The sequence below is a fragment of the Curtobacterium sp. MCLR17_051 genome, assembly GCF_003234395.1.
Taxonomy (GTDB): Bacteria; Actinomycetota; Actinomycetes; order Actinomycetales; family Microbacteriaceae; genus Curtobacterium; species Curtobacterium flaccumfaciens.
Genome location: NZ_QKTA01000011.1, coordinates 22549 through 43997, shown reverse-complemented (window position 1 = coordinate 43997; position 21449 = coordinate 22549). Strand labels below are relative to the sequence as shown.

The window sequence follows — 21449 nt, the reverse complement described above, 5'->3', positions numbered from 1 at the left end:
ACCCAGTCGACGCTCAGTCCGTGCGCAGGGTCCCCGCGCCCCCGGACGCCACGTCCGAAGCCGTCCCGTCCCGCACGACCTCGGGCACGTCGCCGTCGGTCGGCACCAGCGACTCGTCGCCCGGGTAGCTCAGGGTGAGGACGGCCTCCTCGATGTACGGGCTGTCCTCGAGCGACTGCTCGACGTCGCGCAACCGCACCGCCACGTGCTCCTCGGTCTCGTTGCCCGTCAGGTCGACGGCCGCGACGAGGTACACCCGCGACGGCCCCACGAACTCCAGGTGCAGGTAGGTGACCCGCTCGACCTGCGACCGGCCCAGCAGCTCGACGAGCACCGCGTTCTCGAGCTCCGGGGACGTGCTCTCGCCGAGCAGGAACCGGCGGTTGCGGTCGATCAGGACGATCGCGACGACCCCGAGCAGCACACCGATCGCGATGGAGCCGAGCGCGTCGAAGACCGCCAGCCCGGTGACCTGGTGCAGGAACACCCCGAGGAACGCCACGACCAGGCCGATCAGCGCCGCCGCGTCCTCGGCGAACACCGCACGGAGCGTCGGGTTCGACGACTGCAGCACGTGCCGCAGCACCGGGACCTTGCGCTTCGTCGCGGCACCGTGCGCCTGCCGGTACGCCTGCAGGAAGCTCGTGCCCTCGAGCAGGAACGCGACCCCGAGCACGACGTAGTTGAGCACGACGTCCTCGGCCGGCCCGGTGTCCCCGAACTCCGAGATGCCGTGGTAGATCGACACGATCGCACCGGCCGTGAACAGGCCGAACGCGGCGAACATCGACCAGATGTACGTCTCGCGTCCGTACCCGAGCGGGTGCGCGGTGTCCCGCTTCTTGCCGCCCCGTCGTTCCGCGACGAGCAGGAACACCTCGTTGCCGGTGTCCGCCCAGGAGTGCGCCGCCTCGGCCACCATCGAGGCCGAACCCGAGACGAGCGAGGCGACCGTCTTCGCGATCGCGACGAGCAGGTTCGCCCCGAACGCGATCAGGACGGTGACGAGTGACTCGGGGCGTTCTTCTGCGGGCATCACTCAAGCATGCTCCCGTCCGGTAAAGTCGTGTTCCACGAGCGTCGATCCGGCCATCACCGGGGAGCTTCCGGAAGAACGCGGAGCGCACCAGCGGCTCCGTCAGTAGAACCGGGCGGGTTCGGGACCGTCACCACCCCCGACACAGAGTGGTCGCACAGCGCACGTTGGGCGGCAAACGAGGTGGTACCGCGGAACCTGTTTCCGTCCTCGTGGAGATCGAGCGAACCCACAAGGAGTCCCGGTGCCGTACCCGTTGAACGCCGACGCCGATGGCGTCGTCCCCTCGCCGAGCTTCCCCGCCGTCGAGCGGGGCATCCTCGCCTTCTGGAAGCGCGACGACACGTTCCAGGCGTCCATCGACGCGCGACAGGGCTGCCCGGAGTGGACCTTCTACGACGGCCCGCCCTTCGCCAACGGCCTGCCGCACTACGGGCACCTGCTGACCGGCTACGCCAAGGACGTCTTCCCGCGCTACCAGACCATGCGCGGCAAGCAGGTGCACCGCCGCTTCGGCTGGGACACCCACGGCCTGCCCGCCGAGCTCGAGGCGATGCGGCAGCTCGGCATCACCGAGAAGCACGAGATCGACGCCATGGGCATCGACGTCTTCAACGCCGCCGCCAAGAAGTCCGTGCTGCAGTACACCGACGAGTGGCAGGAGTACGTCACCCGCCAGGCGCGCTGGGTCGACTTCGAGGACGACTACAAGACCCTCGACGTCACCTTCATGGAGAGCGTGCTCTGGGCGTGGAAGCAGCTCTGGGACAAGGGCCTGGCGTACGAGGGCTTCCGGGTCCTGCCGTACTGCTGGAACGACCAGACACCGCTGTCCAACCACGAGCTGCGCATGGATGACGACGTCTACAAGATGCGCCAGGACCAGTCCGTCACCGTCTCGTTCCCGCTGCACGGCTCGCGCGCGGACGCGCTCGAGCTCACCGGCGTGCGGGCACTCGCCTGGACGACGACCCCCTGGACCCTCCCGACGAACGCCGCGTTGGCAGTCGGTCCGGACATCGCGTACGCGGTCGTCCCGGCAGGGCCTGGAGGCGCGGCTGACGGTGGCGACGCCGGTTCCGTCTCCTACCTGCTGGCGTCCGACACCGTGGCCGCGCACGCGAAGGAGCTCGGCTACACCTCGGGCGACGAGGCGCTCGCCGCCGTCGCGCGCACGCTGACGGGCACCGAGCTCGACGGCGTCGAGTACGAGCGTCTGTTCGACTTCCTGGCCGACGCCGAGGGCTACGAGCACGCATGGCGCATCCTGGTCGCCGAGTACGTCGAGACCGGTGAGGGCACCGGCATCGTGCACCAGGCCCCGGCCTACGGTGCCGACGACCAGGAGGTCTGCGCCGCCGCCGGCATCCCCGTCGTGCTGTCCCTCGACGAGGGCGGCGTCTTCACGTCGCAGTTCGGCGAGGTCGCCGGCATGCTCTGGTCGGACGCGAACAAGCCGCTGACCAAGGCGGTCCGCGACGCCGGGCGACTGCTCCGCCAGGCGTCCTACGAGCACAGCTACCCGCACTGCTGGCGGTGCCGGAAGCCCCTCATCTACAAGGCCGTCTCGTCGTGGTTCGTCCGCGTCACCGAGCTCCGTGACCGCATGGGCCAGCTCAACCAGGACATCAACTGGGTGCCGGACAACGTCAAGGACGGCCAGTTCGGCAAGTGGGTCGGCAACGCCATCGACTGGTCGGTCTCGCGCAACCGATACTTCGGCACGCCGATCCCGGTGTGGCAGTCCGACGACCCCGAGTACCCGCGCACCGACGTGTACGGCTCGCTCGCCGACATCGAGCGCGACTTCGGTCGCCTGCCGGTGAACGCCGAGGGCGAAGTGGACCTGCACCGGCCGTTCATCGACGACCTGACGCGGCCGAACCCCGACGACCCCACGGGCAACTCCACGATGCGCCGGATCACCGACGTGTTCGACGTGTGGTTCGACTCCGGCTCGATGCCGTACGCCCAGGTGCACTACCCGTTCGAGAACCGGGAGTGGTTCGAGTCGCACAGCCCGGCCGACTTCATCGTCGAGTACATCGGGCAGACGCGCGGCTGGTTCTACGTCATGCACGTGCTCTCCACCGCGCTGTTCGACCGGCCGGCGTTCCAGAACGTCATCAGCCACGGCATCGTCCTCGGCTCGGACGGCCAGAAGATGTCGAAGTCGCTCCGGAACTACCCGGACGTCTCCGAGGTCTTCGACCGCGACGGCGCCGACGCCATGCGCTGGTTCCTGATGTCCTCCTCGGTGATCCGCGGCGGCAACCTCGTCGTCACCGAGGAGGGCATCCGCCAGGGCGTCCGCGAGTTCATGCTGCCGCTGTGGTCGACGTACTACTTCTTCACCCTGTACGCGAACGCCTCGGGCCCCGACGGGTACCGGGCCCAGCGCCGGACCGACTCGACCGACGTGCTCGACCGGTACCTGCTCGCGAAGACCCGGGTCCTCGTCACCGACGTCCGGACGCACCTCGACGCGCTCGACACCCCGCTCGCGGCCCAGGCCGTCCGCGACTTCGCCGACGTGCTCACGAACTGGTACGTCCGCCGCTCGCGCGACAAGTTCTGGACCGGGGCCGACGCGGACGCCGGCGCCGAGACCCGTGCGGCGTTCGACACGCTGTACACCGTGCTCGAGACCCTGAACCGGGTCGCCGCCCCGCTCGCGCCGCTCGTCACCGAGGAGATCTGGAAGGGCCTGACCGGCGGACGCAGCGTCCACCTGACGGACTTCCCGGACCCCGACGAGTTCCCCGCCGACGACGCCCTCGTCGACGCGATGGACCGCGTGCGCGACGTCGCCTCGAAGGGCCTGGCGCTCCGCAAGGCCACCGGCAAGCGCGTCCGCCTGCCCCTGGCCACGCTGACCCTGGTGGTGCCGGACCCGGCCGCGGTCGAACCGTTCGCCGACATCCTGCGCGACGAGCTCAACGTCAAGCGCGTGGTGCTCGAGGCCCAGGCCGAGGAGTCGCTGGCGCAGTACGGCATCGAGCGGAAGCTCACCGTCAATGCCCGCGTCGCCGGCCCCCGCATCGGCAAGCAGGTGCAGCAGGTGATCCCGGCCGCCAAGAAGGGCGACTGGACCGCGACCGACTCCGGCGTGACCGTCGGTGGCGTCGACCTGATCGAGGGCGAGTACTCGCTCGACCTCACCGTGGCCGACGCCTCGGTGGCCGTGGCGTTCCTCGACGAGGGCGGTTTCGTGGTGCTCGACACCGTGACGACGCCCGAGCTCGAGGCCGAGGGGCTCGCCCGTGACGTCGTCCGCGCCGTCCAGCAGGCCCGCCGCGACGCCGACCTCGACGTCAGCGACCGCATCGCCCTGACCCTCCGGGTGGACGACACGGCCGACGGCGCGGTCCGCGCGCACCAGGAGCTCATCGCCGGGGAGACCCTGGCGACGAGCGTCGAGATCGTGCCCCTCGGGGTGGACGACACCACCACCGACGTCGGTGACGGTGCGAAGGTATCCGTGGAGGTAGCACGCGCATGAGTGACCACGACCAGTACGACGACCACGAGGCGAACGAGGAGTTCGTCGGACACGACGAGCTCGACGGTCACGGTGTTGACGGGCGCGACGCGGACGGCATCCGGATCCCGGTCGGCCCCTCCGGCGACGCTCCGGCCGACGCCGTGCCCTACGGCGGCGACGACGACGAGGTCCGCCGCGTCGAGGCCGCCCTGTACGCCCGCATCGGCGAACAGGCCCCCGAGCGCCGGCTGACCGCCACGCGCCGCGCCGTCGAGCTGCTCGGCGACCCGCACCTGGCGTACCCGGTGATCCACGTCACGGGCACGAACGGCAAGACGTCGACCGCGCGCACCATCGAGAGCATCGTCCGGGCCCACGGTCTGCGGACCGGTCTGATGACGAGCCCGCACCTGGTGTCGATCCGGGAGCGCATCGTGGTCGACGGCCAGCCGATCGCGGCCGACCGGTTCGTCGAGAACTGGGACGACATCGCCCCGGTGCTCGAGATCACCGACCGCGAGCTCGCGGACAAGGGCGAACTCCCGCTGACCTTCTTCGAGGCGCTCACGGTGCTCGCCCTGGCATGCTTCGCCGAGGCCCCCGTGGACGTCGCCGTGATCGAGGTCGGCATGGGCGGCGAGTGGGACTCCACCAACGTCGTGCAGAGCCAGGTGTCGGTGTTCACGCCGATCGCCATCGACCACGCGAAGCAGCTCGGTGCCACGGTGGCCGAGATCGCCCGCACCAAGTCGGGCATCATCAAGCCGTCGTCCGCCGTGGTGTCGAGCCGGCAGGTCCCCGAGGCCCTCGCCGAACTCGAGCGCGCCGCCGAGCTCACCGAGTCCACCCTGGCCGTGGAGGGCACGGTGGGCCCCTTCGAGCCGGTACCTGACCGTCGCGAAGCGGCGGGCAGGCCGAGCTCGCAGGGATTCAGCGTCGTCGACGTCACCCCGGCCGTGGGCGGACAGCTCATCACCGTGCAGGGCATCGCCGGCCGCTACGACGACCTGTTCCTGCCGCTGTTCGGCCGGCACCAGGCCGAGAACGCCGCCGTGGCCATCGCGGCGGTCGAGTCGTTCCTCGGCCGCGGGGCCCAGGCCCTCGACGAGGACGTCCTGTCCGAGGGCATCGCCGGCACGACCAGCCCCGGTCGCCTGCAGCCCATCGCGACCGACCCGACCGTCGTCGTCGACGCCGCGCACAACCCGCACGGTGCGAAGGCCCTGGCCGAGGCGCTGCCGGTCGCGTTCCCGTCCGAGCACGTCGTCGGCGTCGTCGGGATCCTCGGCGACAAGGACGCCCGCGGGTTCGTCCGCGCGCTCAAGGACACCGTCGCCACGTTCGTCGTGACGCAGCCGCCGGGGGAGCGTGCGCTCGACGCGGACGAGTTCGCCCGGGTCGTCGTCGACGAGGTCGGTGAGGACCGCGTCGTCGTCGAGCCCTCCCTGGCGTCCGCACTGCAGGAAGCGCGCAGCCTGGCCGACGAGGCGGACGCCGAGGACGCCCTCGTGCTCGTCGCGGGCTCCATCGTGATGGTGGGCGCGGTCATGGACCTCGTGCACCGCGAAGGCGAGGCGAAGTGACGGACGCACCACGGGCCTCCCGGCCGGGCCGCGCACCGCGCACCCGGAAGCCGCGCCGCGAACGCGGGGCGCAGGAGAGCCTGCTCTCGATCACGCTCGTGCTCGAGGCGATCATGTTCTTCTTCCCCATGCTCGTCGTCTTCGGCAAGGGCACGCTGCCGCCCGCAGCGGCCTTCGGCGGGGGCATCGGCGCGATCATCGTCCTCGCAGCTGCCTCACGTCTGACGGGCAACCGGGCCGGTGTATGGTTCGGGTGGCTGCTGCAGGCGGCCATCCTCGCCACCGGGTTCATCGAACCGTTCATGTTCGCGGTCGCCGTGGTGTTCCTGGCGCTGTGGGTCTTCTGCTTCGTCAAGGGCGGTCAACTGGACCGTCAGAACGCCGCGCGCCGAGCGGCCATGGGCGAGGACTGACCACCACATTCGACCCCGAACACAGGGAGTACTGCGTGTCCGACTTCGAAGAGACCCTCGTCCTCGTCAAGCCCGACGGCGTCGCCCGCCAGCTGACCGGTGAGATCCTCCGCCGGATCGAGGCGAAGGGCTACGAGCTCGTCGACCTGAAGATGCTCACCGCGCCGCGTGACCTGCTCGACGCGCACTACGAGGAGCACCAGGGCAAGCCGTTCTTCGAGCCGCTCGTCGAGTTCATGCAGTCCGGTCCCGTCGTCGCCGTGCGCGTCGCCGGCAACGGTGCGATCGCGGGCTTCCGCTCGCTCGCCGGCACCACCGACCCGACCTCGGCCGCGCCCGGCACGATCCGTGGTGACCTGGGCCGCGACTGGGGCCTCAAGGTGCAGCAGAACCTGGTCCACGGTTCGGACAGCCCCGAATCGGCCGCGCGCGAGCTCGCGCTCTGGTTCGCCTGAGCGACGGGGACGACGTGACGAACAACGACCGACCCACCAAGAACGAGCGGCGTCAGCACGCCCGAGAGGTCGCACGCCAGCGCGCCGACGCCGAGAAGCGCCGCAAGCGCCGCAACAAGTGGTTCCTGCAGGGCGGCATCGGCCTGGGCATCGTGGCGATCGCCGCGATCATCGCGATCGTCGTGGTGAACGTGAACAACGCGCCCGTGGTGTCCGCAGCCGGGCCGAAGAACATGGCCACCGGCGCGATCCAGTTCACCGGCCAGGACGGCAAGGTCACCCCGGTGACCACGCCGGCCGTCTCCCCGACGGGCTCGGCCTCGCCGGTCCCGACGGCGAACAGTGACGGTGCCGTGACGGTCACCGAGTACGTCGACTGGGCCTGCCCGGTCTGCAAGCAGTTCGAGGCGGCCTACTCCGACCAGATCCTCGACAAGGTGAAGTCGGGCGACGCGACCCTGGCGATCCAGCCGGTGTCGATCCTCGACCGCAGCTACGCGGGCTCCCGCTACGCCAGCCGTGCCGCGAACGCCGCCATGTGCGTGGCGAACTACGCACCGGACAAGTTCCTCGACGTGCAGACGCAGTTCTTCGAGAACCAGCCGGCCGAGGGCACCAAGGGCCTGACCAACTCCGAGATCGCGAAGCTCGTCAAGGCGGGCGGCGCGACCGGTTCGGACCTGTCCCAGTGCCTGTCGTCCGAGCAGTTCAAGGGCTGGGTGACGAAGTCGACGCAGGCCGTCACCACGAACGAGGCGCTCGCGGGCACGCAGGGCTTCGGCACGCCGACCATCGTCGTCGACGGCAAGCGCCTGGACGACCTGAGCACCGTCATCACCGCGATCGACGCCGCGGCGAAGTAGCACTCCCCGAACGACCGACGGCCCTCGCTCCCATCCGGGAGCGGGGGCCGTTCGTCGTCGGGAGGGGGCTAGGACGCCCCGCCGTGCTCCCGGACGAAGGCCGCGAACGCGTCGACGTCGGCGAGGGATGCCGCACCGTCCGCGTTGTACTGCTCGCCGTCGACGATGATCGTCGGCGTGCTCGTGATCCCGTCGAGCGACGAGTTCGGCACCGGGTCGTTCATCGCCCGATTCGTGGCGTCGGCGACCCACCCGGCGAAGTCCTGCCGGGTGATGCACGGTGTCACGGCCGGGTCCGTCGCCCCGGCTTCGTGCGCGAGGGACGCCAACTCGTCGTTCGTGAGTCCGCGCGTGCTCTCCGAGGGCTGGTGGTCGTAGAGCGAGCTGTTGAAGGCCAGGAACGCGTCCGGGTCGTGGTCCGCGACGCACGCGGCAGCCGCAGCGGAGCGGGTCGAGTACCGCGATCCGAGCGACACGCGGTCGAGCAGCCCGAGCGGGTGCAGCTCGAGGGTGGCGGTTCCGTCCTCCACCCACTGCCGGATCCGGGGCATCTGGGCCGTCTCGAACTGGTTGCAGTACGGGCACATGTAGTCCGCGTAGATCGTGATCGCGGTCTTCGAGCCGTCCTGCTCGGTCGGCGTCGGGGTCCCGCCGTCGGGCACCGCTCGCGTCTCGACGGGCACGATCCTGCCGCGCACCCCGGTGAGCAGGACGCCGTCGCTCGCCGTGTTCCGTGGACCCGGCCCGGCGGGCTGCACGGAGTTCGCGAGCACCAGGACGACCACCGCGACCACCGCGAGGCCCGCGACGATGATCCCGATGATGCCGAGTGTGCGGAGGCGCCGGCGTCGAGACTGCTCTGCCGCCCGTGCCGCTCGCGCGCGTTCCCGTGCGGCGTCGCGGCGCGCCCTGCTGCTCTCGTGCTCGCTCATCGATCCCGAGCGTAGGGGCAGCGGGGACGGCTCAGAAGCTGGTGAGGACCGCGGGGAACTTGATGATGATCGTGACGATGATGACCAGGTAGTTCGCCAGCACGAACGCCCAGCTGAACGGCAGGAGCGACCGCCCGACACGCTGTGCCCCGGCGCCGAAGCGACCCTGGGCGGCGTTCCAGATCGTGAACACCCAGAACATCGGGATCGTCATCGACCAGACGAGCATGCACCACGGGCACAGCGCGCCGATGACGAACACGGTCTGCGTGAACAGCCAGGTCACGAACACCCACGCCAGGAAGACCCCGGCGTTGAAGACGATCCAGAACCAGCGCGAACCGTTCCGGAACCCGGCGAGCAACAGCACGGCGACGGCGATCGGGGCGACGAACCCCATGACGCCGAGCAGCGGGTTCGGGAATCCGAACAGGTGCCCCTGCCAGCTGGCCATCACGTCGGAGCAGTTGATGAACGGGTTCACGTCACAGCTCAGGACGGCCTTCGGGTTCTCGTACTTCGTGAACTCGTCGAGGACGAGCCGGAACGAGCCGAACAGGCCGACGATCCCGGTGACGAGCAGGAAGACCGCCATCGCGATCGGACGACGGGGGGCAGGTGCAGACGCGGTCACGCGGTCATCATCGCATGCGGGTTCCGGTGCTTTCCGGGTGCGGCATGCGATAATGCCTGGAGGTCGTGCGGCCAACCGCACACCGAAGAGAGCTTTCCGAGTGACGCCCCACCGGGCCGAACCCGGACGATCCGGTGCGGTGAGAGCGCACTGTGGTCGGGCAGCGTCACTCCGATGCCGAGCCGGAACGGGCCGGGTGCCCGGACCGGAACGGGCGCGGACGCAACGAGAAGTTGACGCGGACCGATCACGAGACAGCGAGCGCGGGGGCGTCGACGCCGCCCGCCACGACACAGAATTCCCGCCACCCGAAAGGGTGCGAGTGGGGCCGAGGAGTGCACCAGTCCATGGTGGAGCAGAACAACGACAACACGACCAACGACGAGAACGCGCCGAAGCGCCGGAGCCGCCTGTTCGGCGGTCGCCGCGCCCGGTCGTCCGGCCAGGAGGCCCGTGGGGGCGCCGAGCAGGCACCCCACGCCGACGAGACCCTCGCGCTGACGGGCGGCGCTGACGCCCGTCCCGCGGCCAGCGTCGCGTCGGCCGGTTCGCCGGCCTCTCCCGATTCGCCGGACTCGCCCGACTCCCCGGCATCGCCGGCGTCGCCCGTCGAGCCGACCGACACCGGGGCGGTCTCCGTCGCGGTCGAGGCGGTCGCCGACAGCGGTGCCGAGCCGCACGACGTGAGCACGCTGACCGGCGACCTGCCGGTCGTGACGGGCGACCGGTCGGCCACCGCGACCGACGGGGCGGACGCGGACCGCGCCTCCCGTCCGGCCGACGCCGCACCGACGGCCGAGGTGAGCGGCGACGCCGCACCCGCCGACGAGCCGTTCGTGCCGAAGGCCACGAGCACGCTCAGCCTGATCTTCCACGCGCCGGTGCTGCCGGAGCTGCCGCAGCGCGCGCCCCGGTTCGAGCGTGACCGCGACCGCGACCGCGACCGTGACCGCGACGAGGACGACCGCTACGACCGCGAGGACCGCTTCGACCGCGACCGTGACGACCGCGACGACCAGGGCGGCTCGCGCCGTCGCTCGCGTCGCCGTGGTTCGAGCGCCGACCGCGAGGCCCGCGAGCCGCGCGACCACCAGGAGCCGCGCCGCCGCGAGCCGGAGCTCATCACCGAGCCGCAGCGCATCAAGGGCTCGACCCGGCTCGAGGCGAAGAAGCAGCGCCGTCGTGACGGCCGCGATGCCGGACGCCGCCGTCAGGTGGTCAGCGAGGACGAGTTCCTCGCCCGCCGCGAGAGCGTCGACCGCCAGATGATCGTCCGCTCCAGCTCGTCGACGATCGAGATCGGCGTGCTCGAGGACGGCATCCTCGCCGAGCACTACATCACCAAGTCCGAGAACGTGTCGCTCATCGGCAACGTCTACCTCGGCAAGGTGCAGAACGTCCTGCCCTCGATGGAGGCGGCGTTCGTCGACATCGGTCGTGGCCGGAACGCCGTGCTCTACGCCGGTGAGGTCGACTGGAACTCCGTCGAGACCGGCAACCACGGTCGCCGCATCGAAGCAGCGCTCAAGCCGGGCGACAAGGTCCTCGTGCAGGTCACGAAGGACCCGGTCGGCCACAAGGGTGCCCGCCTCACCAGCCAGATCTCGCTGCCGGGTCGCTACCTGGTCTACGTGCCGAACGGCTCGATGAACGGGATCTCGCGCAAGCTGCCGGACACCGAGCGTGCCCGACTGAAGAAGATCCTGAAGGAGGTCCTGCCGGAGCACGCGGGCGTCATCGTGCGCACCGCTGCCGAGGGCGCGACCGAGGAGCAGCTCACCCGCGACGTGCAGCGCCTGACCAGCCAGTGGGAGGCCATCCAGAAGAAGGTCGCCGGTGGCCACGCCCCGGTGATGCTGCACTCCGAGCCCGACCTGCTCATCAAGATCGTCCGCGACGTCTTCAACGAGGACTTCACGAAGCTGATCATCGACGGCGAGGCCGCCGGTGGCACCATCGACGAGTACCTGTCGGCCGTCGCCCCGGACCTCAAGGACCGCGTCGTCCGCTATGAGGGCCCGGACTCCTTCGAGGAGTTCCGCCTCAACGAGCAGATCGACAAGGCGCTCGACCGCAAGGTCTGGCTGCCCTCCGGTGGTTCGCTCGTCATCGACCGCACCGAGGCCATGACGGTCGTCGACGTCAACACGGGCAAGTTCGTCGGCTCCGGCGGCAACCTCGAGGAGACGGTCACGAAGAACAACCTCGAGGCCGCCGAGGAGCTCGTCCGCCAGCTCCGCCTGCGCGACATCGGCGGCATCATCGTCGTCGACTTCATCGACATGGTGCTCGAGGAGAACCGCGACCTCGTGCTCCGCCGCCTGGTCGAGTGCCTGAGCCGTGACCGCACGAAGCACCAGGTCGCCGAGATCACCTCGCTCGGCCTCGTGCAGATGACCCGCAAGAAGATCGGTGTCGGCCTGCGCGAGTCCCTCGACGAGGTCAACGCGAAGATCAACGACAACAACGCCGACCCGGGCCCGAGCAAGGGCCGTCGCAAGGGCCGCGCCGGGAACGGCAACGAGAACGGCCGATCCGACAACGGCAACGGCAACGGCAACGGCAACGGCGGCAAGGGGAACTCCGGTTCCTCGGGGCAGTCGAACGGTGCCTCCGGCCAGGCGCACCAGATCACCGACGACGTGAAGAACGCGCTGTCGCGGATCGCCGCCTCGACCCTGTCGCACGACGAACAGGAGGCCGCAGCGGCTGCCGTGACCGCGACGGAGGCCACGGCACCGTCGTCGGCCGACGCGTCGACCGGCCCGGACAGCACGGGTGGCGAGCAGCCGACCGGTTCGAAGCGTCGTCGCCGTGGCCGCGGCGGACGCGGGGCAGAGCAGCAGAGCGGAGACCAGCAGAGCGGCGACCAGCAGGCCGCTGCCGACGCTCGGGCCACCGATGCACCGCAGGCATCCGCTGCCGAGCAGTCGGACGCGCCGGGATCGTCGGTCACCGCTGAGCCCGCCGTGATCGTCGAGCCCGAGGCGCGCGCGCCGAAGGGTGCTGCTCCGGCCGTCACCGAGCCCGCAGCCGCACCGAAGGCGAAGGCCCCGGCCCGCCGTCGCGTGAGTTCGAGCGCCACCGTGACGCCGACCGACAACACCGTCGCGATCCTGGACATCCCGATCGCCGCGGCGCCCAAGCGCGAGCCCCGCGCGGTCGCCCCGGACGCCGAGTCCCTGCTCGACTCGGTGCTCCAGGCGCTCCCGGAGCCGAAGCAGCCCGGACAGGGGCGCTCGCGCTCCCGCCGGGTCTCCTCGCCGAGCATCAGTGCTCCCGCCACGCCGACGGAGGAGTCGACCGACGACGCCGACGGCTCCGACGGCGCAGTGATCCTGGGGAACTGACGTGACGAACCCGGGCGACCCGCAGCAGCAGCGTGGGTACTACGGTGTGGGCTGGTCCCAGCCCGCACCGCCCGGCCCGGGTGCCCAGCAGCCCGGCGGCCCGGTGCCGCCGCAGCAGGGCGGTGTGCCGCAGTACGGGCGTCAGCCCGGTGCCGGTGCGCCGTACGCCCCGCCGCGGCCGCCCCGTGCCCCGGCCGACCCGCGCCGGGCCTTCGCGCCCGGCGCCTCGGTGACGAACACGGCCGGTGCGCTCATCGCCGTGGTGGCCCTGGTGCTCGTCGAGTTCGTGTCCGGGCTCTTCGGGCTGCTCGGCACCTCGCTCGTGGTCAGTCCGTTCCGGCACTACGGCGCCGGCACGAGCCTGCTCGGCAGCTTCACGACCGGGGTCTTCGTGGCTCCGTTCCCGTACTACGTCGGCGCGTTCCTGGCCCTGGCGTTCCTGACGCCGATCGACCGCCGCAGCCCGCTGCCGAGGCTCCTGCTCCGCGTGGTCCTCGCCGGCGCCGCGGGCACGGTGGCCCTGATGCTCGTCGGGGTGTTCACCGGCTCGTTCGGAGCGGCCACCGCCGGCGGCTCCCAGCTCGTCATCGACGTGCTCACGCGGCCGCTGCAGAACGGTCTGCCGTTCACCGTGATGCTCCTGGCGACCGCCACGGCGGCCTGGCTCTGGCTCGGTCGGCCGCGCCGCGGACGTGGCTCGTCGACGACTCCAGGGATGCCGGGCACCGTCCGACCCGCCGACGCGGTCCCGCCCTCGACGATCCAGCCGCAGGCACCGCAGCAGGGACAGCAGCAGCCGCCGGCACCGTACGGGCAGGGGCGTGTGCAGCCCGACCCCCACGGCCAGTACGGCGGGCAGTACGGCGCCGGGCCGCGCCCAGACCAGCAGCAGCCCCCGGCGAACCCCTGGGGCGGTCCAGCGCCCCGCTGAGCCCGTTCGCGCGGCCCTGCGAGCCGGCGGCGCACCGTGGGCGGTGCCGGGCGGGGCGGGCCAGCACCGCGCCTCCCGGGCGTCCGGACGGGCGGTCAGAGGCCGCGCTTGTCCCGCTGCGCCACGCGCAGCCCACTGCGGATCAACCGCAGCACGAGCTCGCGTCCGGTCACGGCCGAGGCGCCAGCGGCCACCAGTTCGTCGTACCGCGAGAGCGGGACGTCGTAGTGGTCGTGGTCGAACGCACGGCGCGGCACACCGGCCCGCGCAGCGAACGCGTGGAGTTCCGCGTAGGATTCATCACTGACGAGGTGCGACCACAGTGTGTCGTGGGCGGGCCACGTCGGTGGGTCGATCAACACGGTCACCGTGCAATCGTACGGGTGTCGCCGTTTGACCGGACCCAGGGTGATCGAGTATTCTCGGTCCCTGGTGTCAGCGGGCCGTTCTGCCTGCGTCGCCGATCGGGCCCGGCCTTCCGGGAGCCGCTCGTGCAGAAGTGGGCACCCGAGACTTCCCTCAAGCAGAGTTACGTAAGGATTTCCACGTGGTTTACGCAGTAGTGCGCGCCGGCGGCCGTCAGGAGAAGGTCGAGGTCGGCACCATCCTGACCATCGACCGTGCCAAGGCGGACGACAAGGGCAACATCGACCTCGCCCCCGTGCTCCTCGTGGACGGTGACAAGATCACGTCGGCGGCTTCCGAGCTCGCGAACGTGACCGTCACCGCCGAGGTGCTCGACGACCTCCGTGGTCCCAAGGTCATCATCCAGAAGTTCAAGAACAAGACCGGGTACAAGAAGCGCCAGGGTTTCCGCGCTGAGCTGACCCGCGTCAAGATCACCAAGATCGCGTAAGGGAGTCAACTCATGGCACACAAGAAGGGTGCGAGTTCCACTCGCAACGGTCGTGACTCGAACGCACAGCGCCTCGGCGTGAAGCGCTTCGGTGGCGAGGTCGTCAACGCCGGCGAGATCATCGTCCGCCAGCGCGGCACGCACTTCCACCCGGGCGCCAACGTCGGCCGCGGTGGCGACGACACGCTGTTCGCCCTCTCGTCCGGTTCGGTCGAGTTCGGCACCAAGGGTGGCCGCAAGGTCATCAACATCGTCAACGCGTAGTCGTTCGAACGACTGCAGCTGGAGGGGCGGGCCGAGTGCCCGCCCCTCCTTCGCTTTTCCCGCCGACGATCCCGTCGGCACAACGAAACACCTGGAGTGGACCCATGGCGACCTTCGTCGACCGCGTGACCCTGCACCTCAGCGCGGGGCACGGCGGCAACGGCTGCGTGTCGGTCCGCCGTGAGAAGTTCAAGCCCCTCGCCGGGCCCGACGGCGGCAACGGCGGTGACGGCGGCGACATCGTGCTCGTGGCCGACCCGCAGGTGACGACGCTGCTCGGCTACCACCGTTCCCCGCACCGCTCGTCGAAGAACGGGCAGCCCGGCATGGGTGACCACCGCAGCGGTGTCAGCGGCGAGGTCCTCGAGCTCCCGATGCCCGTCGGCACCGTGGTGTACGACGAGTCCGGCGAGGTCATCGCCGACCTCACCGAGCCCGGCATGCGCGTCGTCGTGGCCCCCGGTGGACAGGGCGGCCTCGGCAACGCGGCGCTCTCCACCACGAAGCGCAAGGCCCCCGGCTTCGCGCTGCTCGGCACCGAGGGCTGGGCGGGGGACATCAGCCTCGAGCTGAAGACCATCGCCGACGTGGCCCTCGTCGGGTTCCCGAGCGCCGGCAAGTCCTCGCTGATCGCGGCCGTCTCCGCCGCCAAGCCGAAGATCGCGGACTACCCGTTCACGACCCTCACGCCGAACCTCGGCGTCGTCGAGTCCGGTGACACCCGCTTCACCGTCGCCGACGTCCCCGGTCTGATCGAGGGCGCGTCCGAGGGCAAGGGCCTGGGGCTCGAGTTCCTGCGCCACGTCGAGCGGTGCGAGGCGCTGCTCCACGTCATCGACTGCGCCACGCTCGACCCGGGCCGCGACCCGATCAGCGACCTCGACGTCATCCTGGGCGAGCTCGAGCGCTACCCGGTCCCCGAGGGCCAGGTGCCGCTGCTCGAGCGCCCGCAGCTCATCGCCCTGAACAAGATCGACGTGCCCGAGGCGCAGGAGCTCGCCGAGTTCGTCACCGCCGAGCTCGAGGGCCGCGGCTACCGCGTCTTCCCGATCTCCACGGCGTCCCGCAAGGGGCTCCGCGAGCTGACGTTCGCCCTCGCCGACATCGTCGAGCAGGCCCGTGCCGCCCGTGCGGCCGAGCCGGTCCCGGAGCGCATCGTGCTCCGCCCCCGCTCGGTCAACGAGAAGCCGTTCACCGTGCGCGCCGAGGGTGGCGAGGAGCACCGCTTCTACCGCGTCCGCGGCGCCAAGCCGGAGCGCTGGGTCCAGCAGACCGACTTCACCAACGAAGAGGCGATCGGCTACCTGGCCGACCGGCTCGCGAAGCTGGGCGTCGAGGACGGCCTGTTCAAGGCCGGAGCCGTCGCCGGCTCCACCGTCGTCATCGGTGGCGACGGCGGCATGGTGTTCGACTGGGAGCCCACGCTCACGTCGACCGCGGAGCTCATCACGAGCGCCCGTGGCACCGACGCGCGCATCGGTGCGACGTCGCGTCCGACCCGCAACGAGCGGCGCGAGGAGTACTTCGAGCGGATGGACGCCAAGGCGGCCGCCCGTGCCGAGCTCGAGCAGGAGCGCGTCTCCGGGCTCTGGGTGGACGACGAGGTGGTGACCAGCGACCAGCTCGGCACCGGCGACCAGAAGGACTGACCGCGGCATGACCGACACGACCGCCCGCACCGACCTCGGACCCGTCACACGGCGCGAGGACATCCCGCGTGCGCGGCGGATCGTGGTCAAGGTCGGCTCGTCCTCGGTCAGCGGTGACGCCGCCGGCCAGATCGGCCCCCTGGTGGACGCGCTGGCTGCCGCCTACGGCCGGGGGACCGAGGTCGTGCTCGTGTCGTCCGGTGCGATCGCGACCGGGTTCCCGTTCCTCGGACTCGAGGGCCGGCCGGACGACCTCGCCACGCAGCAGGCGGCGGCGGCCACCGGGCAGAACGTCCTGATGTTCCGGTACCAGAAGGAACTCGACCGGCACGGTGTCGTCGCGGCGCAGATCCTGCTCACCGCCGGCGACCTGCAGAACCCCACGCACCGGGTGAACGCCCAGCGCGCCATCGACCGCTTGCTCGCCCTGCGCGTGCTCCCGATCGTGAACGAGAACGACACCGTCGCCACGCACGAGATCCGCTTCGGCGACAACGACCGGCTCGCGGCCCTGGTGGCCCGGCTGCTCGGAGCCGATGCCCTCGTGCTGCTGTCCGACGTCGAGGCGCTCTACACGGCGCCCCCGGAGCAGCCCGGCGCGACCCGCATCGACGAGGTGCCGTTCGGCGACGAGCTCGCCGGGGTCACCTTCGGCTCGATCGGCACCGCCGGCGTCGGCACCGGGGGAGCGGGGACCAAGGTCGCCGCCGCGCGGCTCGCGGCCGAGGCGGGCACCGCGGTGCTCGTGACCGACACGGCGCTGGTCGACCGCGCGCTGGCGGGCGAACACCTCGGTACCTGGTTCCACGCCGCGCCGCGTCCCTGACGCAGCCCGCACCGCGCCCGGAGCGGCGGCAGCGAGTGGTCACGACGCGCCGTCGGCACGGCGTCGACTGGTCGGAGACCGTCGGCGCTGGCGTCGCGGAGCGACGGTCTGTGACCGCTCGCGTGGCGCAGGACGACGTGTCGTGACCGGTCGCCGAGGTGAACGCGACCGCCTGGAGGCCCGGCGCAGGTCCCGGGGACCGGTGCCGGGCCTCCAGGCGGTCACGACTCCCCGTCGGGACGCCGTCGAACGGTCGGGAACCGTCGGTATGGGCGGCGCGGAGCGACGATCTGCGACCGCTCGGCAGGCGGGTGACGACGTGTCGTGCCCGCTCGGAGCGGCGGACCGAGCCTGGAGGCACGGCGAGCGCCCGGCACGCCCGTCACGAACCGAGGGCGGACCTACAATCGGTCCATGTCGTCGATCGCGCCCGCCCCGACCCTCACCGACAAGCTCGTGGCGGCACGGGCCGCCTCGTCGGCGCTCGCGACCGCGACGACCGCCGTCAAGGACGCCGCCCTCGGTGCGATCGCCTCGGCGGTGCGTGCCGCGACCGACGAGATCGTCGCCGCGAACCACGACGACCTGGTCGCCGGCGAGGACGGCGGGCTCTCGTCCGGGCTGCTCGACCGGCTGCGACTCGACCCCGTCCGGATCGAGGCCCTCGCCGCCGCGGTCGAACACGTCGTCGGGCTGACCGACCCCGTGGGCGAGCACGTGCGCGGGTCGCAGCTGCCGAACGGACTCCAGCTCACCCAGGTGCGCGTGCCGTTCGGTGTCGTCGGGGCGATCTACGAGGCACGCCCGAACGTCACCGTCGACATCGCCTCGCTCGCGCTCAAGTCGGGCAACGCCGTCGTGCTCCGTGGCGGATCGGCGGCCCAGCACACGAACGCCGTGCTCGTCGCCCGGATCCAGGACGCGGTCGAGTCGGTCGGCCTGCCCCGCGACCTGGTGCAGACCATCGACGAGTTCGGCCGCGCCGGTGCCACCGAGCTCATGCGCGCACGTGGCCTGGTCGACGTGCTGATCCCGCGGGGGAGCGCCGCGCTCATCCAGACCGTCGTCACCGAGTCGCAGGTGCCCGTCATCGAGACCGGTGCGGGCGTCGTGCACGTGTTCCTCGACGCGTCCGCACCCGAGCAGCGTGCGGTCGACATCGTCCTGAACAGCAAGGTGCAGCGGCCGAGCGTGTGCAACGCCCTCGAGACCCTCCTGGTGCACGAGGCCGCGGCCGAACGGCTCCTGCCGGTGCTGGCCGACCGGCTGCGGGCGTCCGGTGTGACGCTGCGCGGCGACGACGCCACGCGGGCGATCGTGCCCGGGGTGCTCCGCGCCACCGACGACGACTGGGCGACCGAGTCGATGGACCTCGACCTGTCGATCCGTGTCGTGCCCGACGTCGACGCGGCGATGGCGCACATCGCCCGGTGGTCGACGCACCACACGGAGTCGATCGTCACGAACGACGTCGACACCGCCGAACGGTTCCTGGCGACCGTCGACTCGGCGGTCGTGATGGTGAACGCCTCGACCCGGTTCACCGACGGCGGCGAGTTCGGTTTCGGGGCCGAGGTCGGCATCTCGACGCAGAAGCTGCACGCGCGCGGCCCGATGGGTCTGCCGGAGCTCACGAGCACGAAGTGGATCGTGCGCGGGTCCGGGCAGATCCGCGGCTAGACTGAACGGCGTCTTTCCCCGACCGAACGGAGCACGAACGATGACCCTCCTCGCAGAAGCTGCTGAGCACGCCTCCGGGGCGCCCGCGTTCGTGTTCCCGATGGTCGGCGCCCTCTTCTTCATCTTCCTCGGCTTCGTGACCTGGAGCTTCCGCGACGTGGCCTACCGCCACTCCCAGAAGTTCGAGGCCACCCGCCACCACGAGACGGGTGTCGACGAGTTCGGTCACACCAAGATCTGACCGACCACTCGATGCTCGAGACCACCGGACGGCCACGCATCGGTGTGATGGGTGGCACGTTCGACCCCATCCACCACGGGCACCTGGTCGCGGCGTCCGAGGTGGCGCGGGCCTTCGACCTCGACGAGGTCGTCTTCGTCCCCACCGGACAGCCGTACATGAAGTCCGACGTCACCGACGCCGAGCACCGGTACCTGATGACCGTGATCGCCACCGCGTCGAACCCGATGTTCACCGTCAGCCGCGTGGACATCGACCGCCCGGGGCCGACGTACACCGTCGACACCCTGCGGGACCTGCACGAACAGCGACCGGATGCCCAGCTCGTCTTCATCTCGGGCGCAGACGCCGTTCAGCAGATCGTCGACTGGAAAGACCATGATGGTCTCTGGGACCTCGCGCACTTCGTGGCCGTGACGCGTCCGGGACACGCCTTGAGCCTCACCGGATTGCCCGAGCGGGACGTAAGCTTGCTCGAAGTCCCTGCACTGGCCATATCCTCGACGGATTGCCGTGACCGGGTTCGACGGGGGTTCCCCGTCTGGTACTTGGTTCCCGACGGTGTCGTCCAGTACATCTCCAAGCACCATCTGTATCGGAGCGTTGCATGAGTTCGTCCGACGCGCAGCCGCCCCTGTCGCGGCGCCAGGCGCGCGAGCGGGAGCGTGCCGCCGCGGCCGGTTCGCAGCCCGCCACGCCGCCCCCGACCGTCGCCGCACCCGCCGCCGAGACCCCCGAGTCTCGTCGCCGCCCCGGGTCGCACGTCGCCCCGGCCCCCGGTGGCCCCGCCCAGTCGTCCGCGCCGGCATCGGCGCAGACCGAGTCCGGGTCCGACCAGTCCGTCCCGGTGTCGGCGCCCGCGGCCGGTGTGCCGCCGTTCCCGCCGGCCTCCGCGACCGAGATCGTCCCCGGTAGCGGTGGGCTCACCCGTCGCCAGATCCGGCAGCTCCGTGCCGCAGAGCGCCAGGCGGTCCTGCCGGTCCCGCTGCAGAACCCCACGCCCCAGTCGTCCGACCGCACCGTCGAGGACGTCCTCGGGTCGGTGGACACGATCGACCCCTCCGCCGCGCCGCAGAGCGCTCCGGACGCCGAGGCCGCGCACGACGAGCAGCCCGCTGCCCCGACGGTCCTCGACCAGGCCGCCGTCGCCCAGGCCACCGAGGCCGACGGGTCCCCGGACGCGCTCGAGCCCCTCGACGAGGCCGCCGCGCACGCCGAGGAGCCCCGCCGTCACCGGTCGACGTGGTCACCGCCCGCCGACGTCACCGAGCCCGACGCGTCCGCGACCGACGTCCCCGACTCCGATGCGCCGGAGACCGGCGCACCGGCTTCCGACGCCTTTGCGGAGGGGACGACCGACGCCCCTGCGGACGAGACGACCGACGTCGCACCGGCGGACGAGTCATCCGAGGACGCTCCGGATCGGTCTGCCGACGACGCTCCCGCTCCCGCTGCCGGGTCGCAGCCCGCCGTCACGCCGGTGCCGATCCCGACGAACGCCGCCGCGGCGACCCCCGCGGTGTTCCCGCTCTCGCTCGACGCCGAGGACGACGACACCAACGAGGTGCCGCTGCCCGAGCCCGCCACCGAGGCCCCGAAGGTCCCCGCGGCGTTCCAGCGTCCGACCGAGCCGAAGCCGGTGACCACGGCCTTCGCGCCGCCCGCCGGCCACTGGTCGCAGCAGGCGCACGACTCGAACGACTCCGAGGTGCACGACGCCGAGACCGGCACCCGTCGCGTCGCGGTGACGAACACGAACGCGATCATCCTGCCGAACTCGGCGCTGGCCGACCCCACCGGTGCCCTCAACGCGACGGGCGAGGTGATCCTGACCGGGTCGATCGACCTGCCGGCGTCGCTGTCGTCGACGGGGTCGCACCGGCCGATCGACGGCGCCGAGGTCGACCGCCTGCTCGAGCAGCAGGACGAGCAGCCCGAGACCGACGCCAGCCCGGTGCGGGCCAGCCGCGCGGTGTCCAGCCACACCTCGACCCGTCAGGTCGTGCTCGCCGCCGCCAAGCCGAAGGAGTCGCGCACGCCGCTGATCCTCGGTGTGACGGTCGGCGCGGTCGGGCTGGCCGCGGCCGGCGTCATCATCACCGCACTGCTCACCACCCACGCGTTCGGCGGCTGACCGCTGCCGTCCTCGACGTCCGTTCTCCACCACCCCGCCGACCCTGGCCTGGCCGCTGTCGGCGGGGTGGCTTATGATCGTGACCCATCAAGCGAACCGGCTGTCCGTCGGTTCGACG

At 71.3% G+C, this 21449-nt stretch carries 19 protein-coding genes; 15 read left to right on the top strand and 4 right to left on the bottom strand.

Annotated elements, in window-relative coordinates; all coding sequences use genetic code 11:
• Positions 1-13 precede the first annotated feature (13 nt).
• Entirely contained in the window at positions 14-1036 is a 1023-nt protein-coding gene (locus DEJ06_RS10670; protein WP_111039264.1) for a cation diffusion facilitator family transporter, read from the bottom strand.
• Between the two features lie 244 nt (positions 1037-1280).
• Here DEJ06_RS10670 and ileS point away from each other — a divergent pair, with 244 nt between their 5' ends.
• The 5 genes from ileS to DEJ06_RS10645 are packed head-to-tail and all read left to right on the top strand — an operon-like array spanning position 1281 to position 7834.
• Positions 1281-4538, top strand: a complete 3258-nt coding sequence (ileS, locus tag DEJ06_RS10665) for an isoleucine--tRNA ligase (protein WP_111039263.1) — start codon at positions 1281-1283, stop codon at positions 4536-4538.
• Positions 4535-6103, top strand: a complete 1569-nt coding sequence (locus tag DEJ06_RS10660) for a folylpolyglutamate synthase/dihydrofolate synthase family protein (protein WP_181436848.1) — start codon at positions 4535-4537, stop codon at positions 6101-6103. Before ileS ends, DEJ06_RS10660 begins: the two co-directional genes overlap by 4 nt.
• Positions 6100-6516, top strand: coding sequence for a DUF4233 domain-containing protein (locus tag DEJ06_RS10655; RefSeq protein ID WP_051596525.1), 417 nt, complete (start codon positions 6100-6102; stop codon positions 6514-6516). Before DEJ06_RS10660 ends, DEJ06_RS10655 begins: the two co-directional genes overlap by 4 nt.
• 35 nt (positions 6517-6551) lie before the next feature.
• On the top strand, positions 6552-6971 hold the full coding sequence (gene ndk / locus DEJ06_RS10650; RefSeq protein ID WP_017885984.1) for a nucleoside-diphosphate kinase: 420 nt from the start codon (positions 6552-6554) through the stop codon (positions 6969-6971).
• Between the two features lie 14 nt (positions 6972-6985).
• The gene (locus DEJ06_RS10645; RefSeq protein ID WP_111039262.1) at positions 6986-7834 is read left to right on the top strand and encodes a thioredoxin domain-containing protein; all 849 of its coding nucleotides are present in this window, start codon (positions 6986-6988) and stop codon (positions 7832-7834) included.
• Between the two features lie 68 nt (positions 7835-7902).
• Here DEJ06_RS10645 and DEJ06_RS10640 read toward each other — a convergent pair whose 3' ends face one another.
• Together DEJ06_RS10640 and DEJ06_RS10635 are read right to left on the bottom strand one after the other, a co-directional pair.
• Positions 7903-8766 (bottom strand): thioredoxin domain-containing protein, encoded by an 864-nt coding sequence (locus tag DEJ06_RS10640; protein WP_111039261.1) that lies wholly within the window; start codon positions 8764-8766, stop codon positions 7903-7905.
• Positions 8767-8797: 31 nt separating this feature from the next.
• Positions 8798-9400 carry a vitamin K epoxide reductase family protein gene (locus DEJ06_RS10635; RefSeq protein WP_164941242.1) on the bottom strand — a complete coding sequence of 201 codons (603 nt, stop codon included), beginning with the start codon at positions 9398-9400 and terminating at the stop codon, positions 8798-8800.
• 347 nt (positions 9401-9747) lie between these two features.
• Here DEJ06_RS10635 and DEJ06_RS10630 point away from each other — a divergent pair, with 347 nt between their 5' ends.
• Both DEJ06_RS10630 and DEJ06_RS10620 read left to right on the top strand, forming a co-directional pair.
• Positions 9748-12750, top strand: a complete 3003-nt coding sequence (locus DEJ06_RS10630) for an Rne/Rng family ribonuclease (RefSeq protein WP_181436847.1) — start codon at positions 9748-9750, stop codon at positions 12748-12750.
• A gap of 1 nt (position 12751) precedes the next feature.
• Positions 12752-13681, top strand: coding sequence for a hypothetical protein (locus DEJ06_RS10620; protein ID WP_111039258.1), 930 nt, complete (start codon positions 12752-12754; stop codon positions 13679-13681).
• Between the two features lie 95 nt (positions 13682-13776).
• Here DEJ06_RS10620 and DEJ06_RS10615 read toward each other — a convergent pair whose 3' ends face one another.
• Positions 13777-14049, bottom strand: a complete 273-nt coding sequence (locus tag DEJ06_RS10615; RefSeq protein WP_071405560.1) for a DUF4031 domain-containing protein — start codon at positions 14047-14049, stop codon at positions 13777-13779.
• Positions 14050-14228: 179 nt separating this feature from the next.
• On the opposite strand from DEJ06_RS10615, the gene rplU reads away from it, so the two are divergent.
• From rplU to DEJ06_RS10575, 8 genes are all read left to right on the top strand, one after another.
• Positions 14229-14537 carry a 50S ribosomal protein L21 gene (rplU, locus tag DEJ06_RS10610; protein WP_027464715.1) on the top strand — a complete coding sequence of 103 codons (309 nt, stop codon included), beginning with the start codon at positions 14229-14231 and terminating at the stop codon, positions 14535-14537.
• 12 nt (positions 14538-14549) lie between these two features.
• Positions 14550-14801 (top strand): 50S ribosomal protein L27, encoded by a 252-nt coding sequence (gene rpmA / locus DEJ06_RS10605; protein ID WP_017885976.1) that lies wholly within the window; start codon positions 14550-14552, stop codon positions 14799-14801.
• 104 nt (positions 14802-14905) lie between these two features.
• Positions 14906-16450 carry a GTPase ObgE gene (obgE, locus tag DEJ06_RS10600; protein WP_111039257.1) on the top strand — a complete coding sequence of 515 codons (1545 nt, stop codon included), beginning with the start codon at positions 14906-14908 and terminating at the stop codon, positions 16448-16450.
• Positions 16451-16457: 7 nt separating this feature from the next.
• Positions 16458-17276, top strand: coding sequence for a glutamate 5-kinase (proB, locus tag DEJ06_RS10595; protein WP_217499638.1), 819 nt, complete (start codon positions 16458-16460; stop codon positions 17274-17276).
• A gap of 414 nt (positions 17277-17690) precedes the next feature.
• Positions 17691-18956 (top strand): glutamate-5-semialdehyde dehydrogenase, encoded by a 1266-nt coding sequence (locus tag DEJ06_RS10590; protein WP_111024155.1) that lies wholly within the window; start codon positions 17691-17693, stop codon positions 18954-18956.
• Between the two features lie 40 nt (positions 18957-18996).
• On the top strand, positions 18997-19197 hold the full coding sequence (locus tag DEJ06_RS10585) for a hypothetical protein (RefSeq protein WP_035807661.1): 201 nt from the start codon (positions 18997-18999) through the stop codon (positions 19195-19197).
• 11 nt (positions 19198-19208) lie between these two features.
• Positions 19209-19808 carry a nicotinate-nucleotide adenylyltransferase gene (nadD, locus tag DEJ06_RS10580; protein ID WP_027464719.1) on the top strand — a complete coding sequence of 200 codons (600 nt, stop codon included), beginning with the start codon at positions 19209-19211 and terminating at the stop codon, positions 19806-19808.
• The gene (locus DEJ06_RS10575) at positions 19805-21331 is read left to right on the top strand and encodes a hypothetical protein (protein WP_111039256.1); all 1527 of its coding nucleotides are present in this window, start codon (positions 19805-19807) and stop codon (positions 21329-21331) included. Before nadD ends, DEJ06_RS10575 begins: the two co-directional genes overlap by 4 nt.
• Positions 21332-21449: the final 118 nt, after the last annotated feature.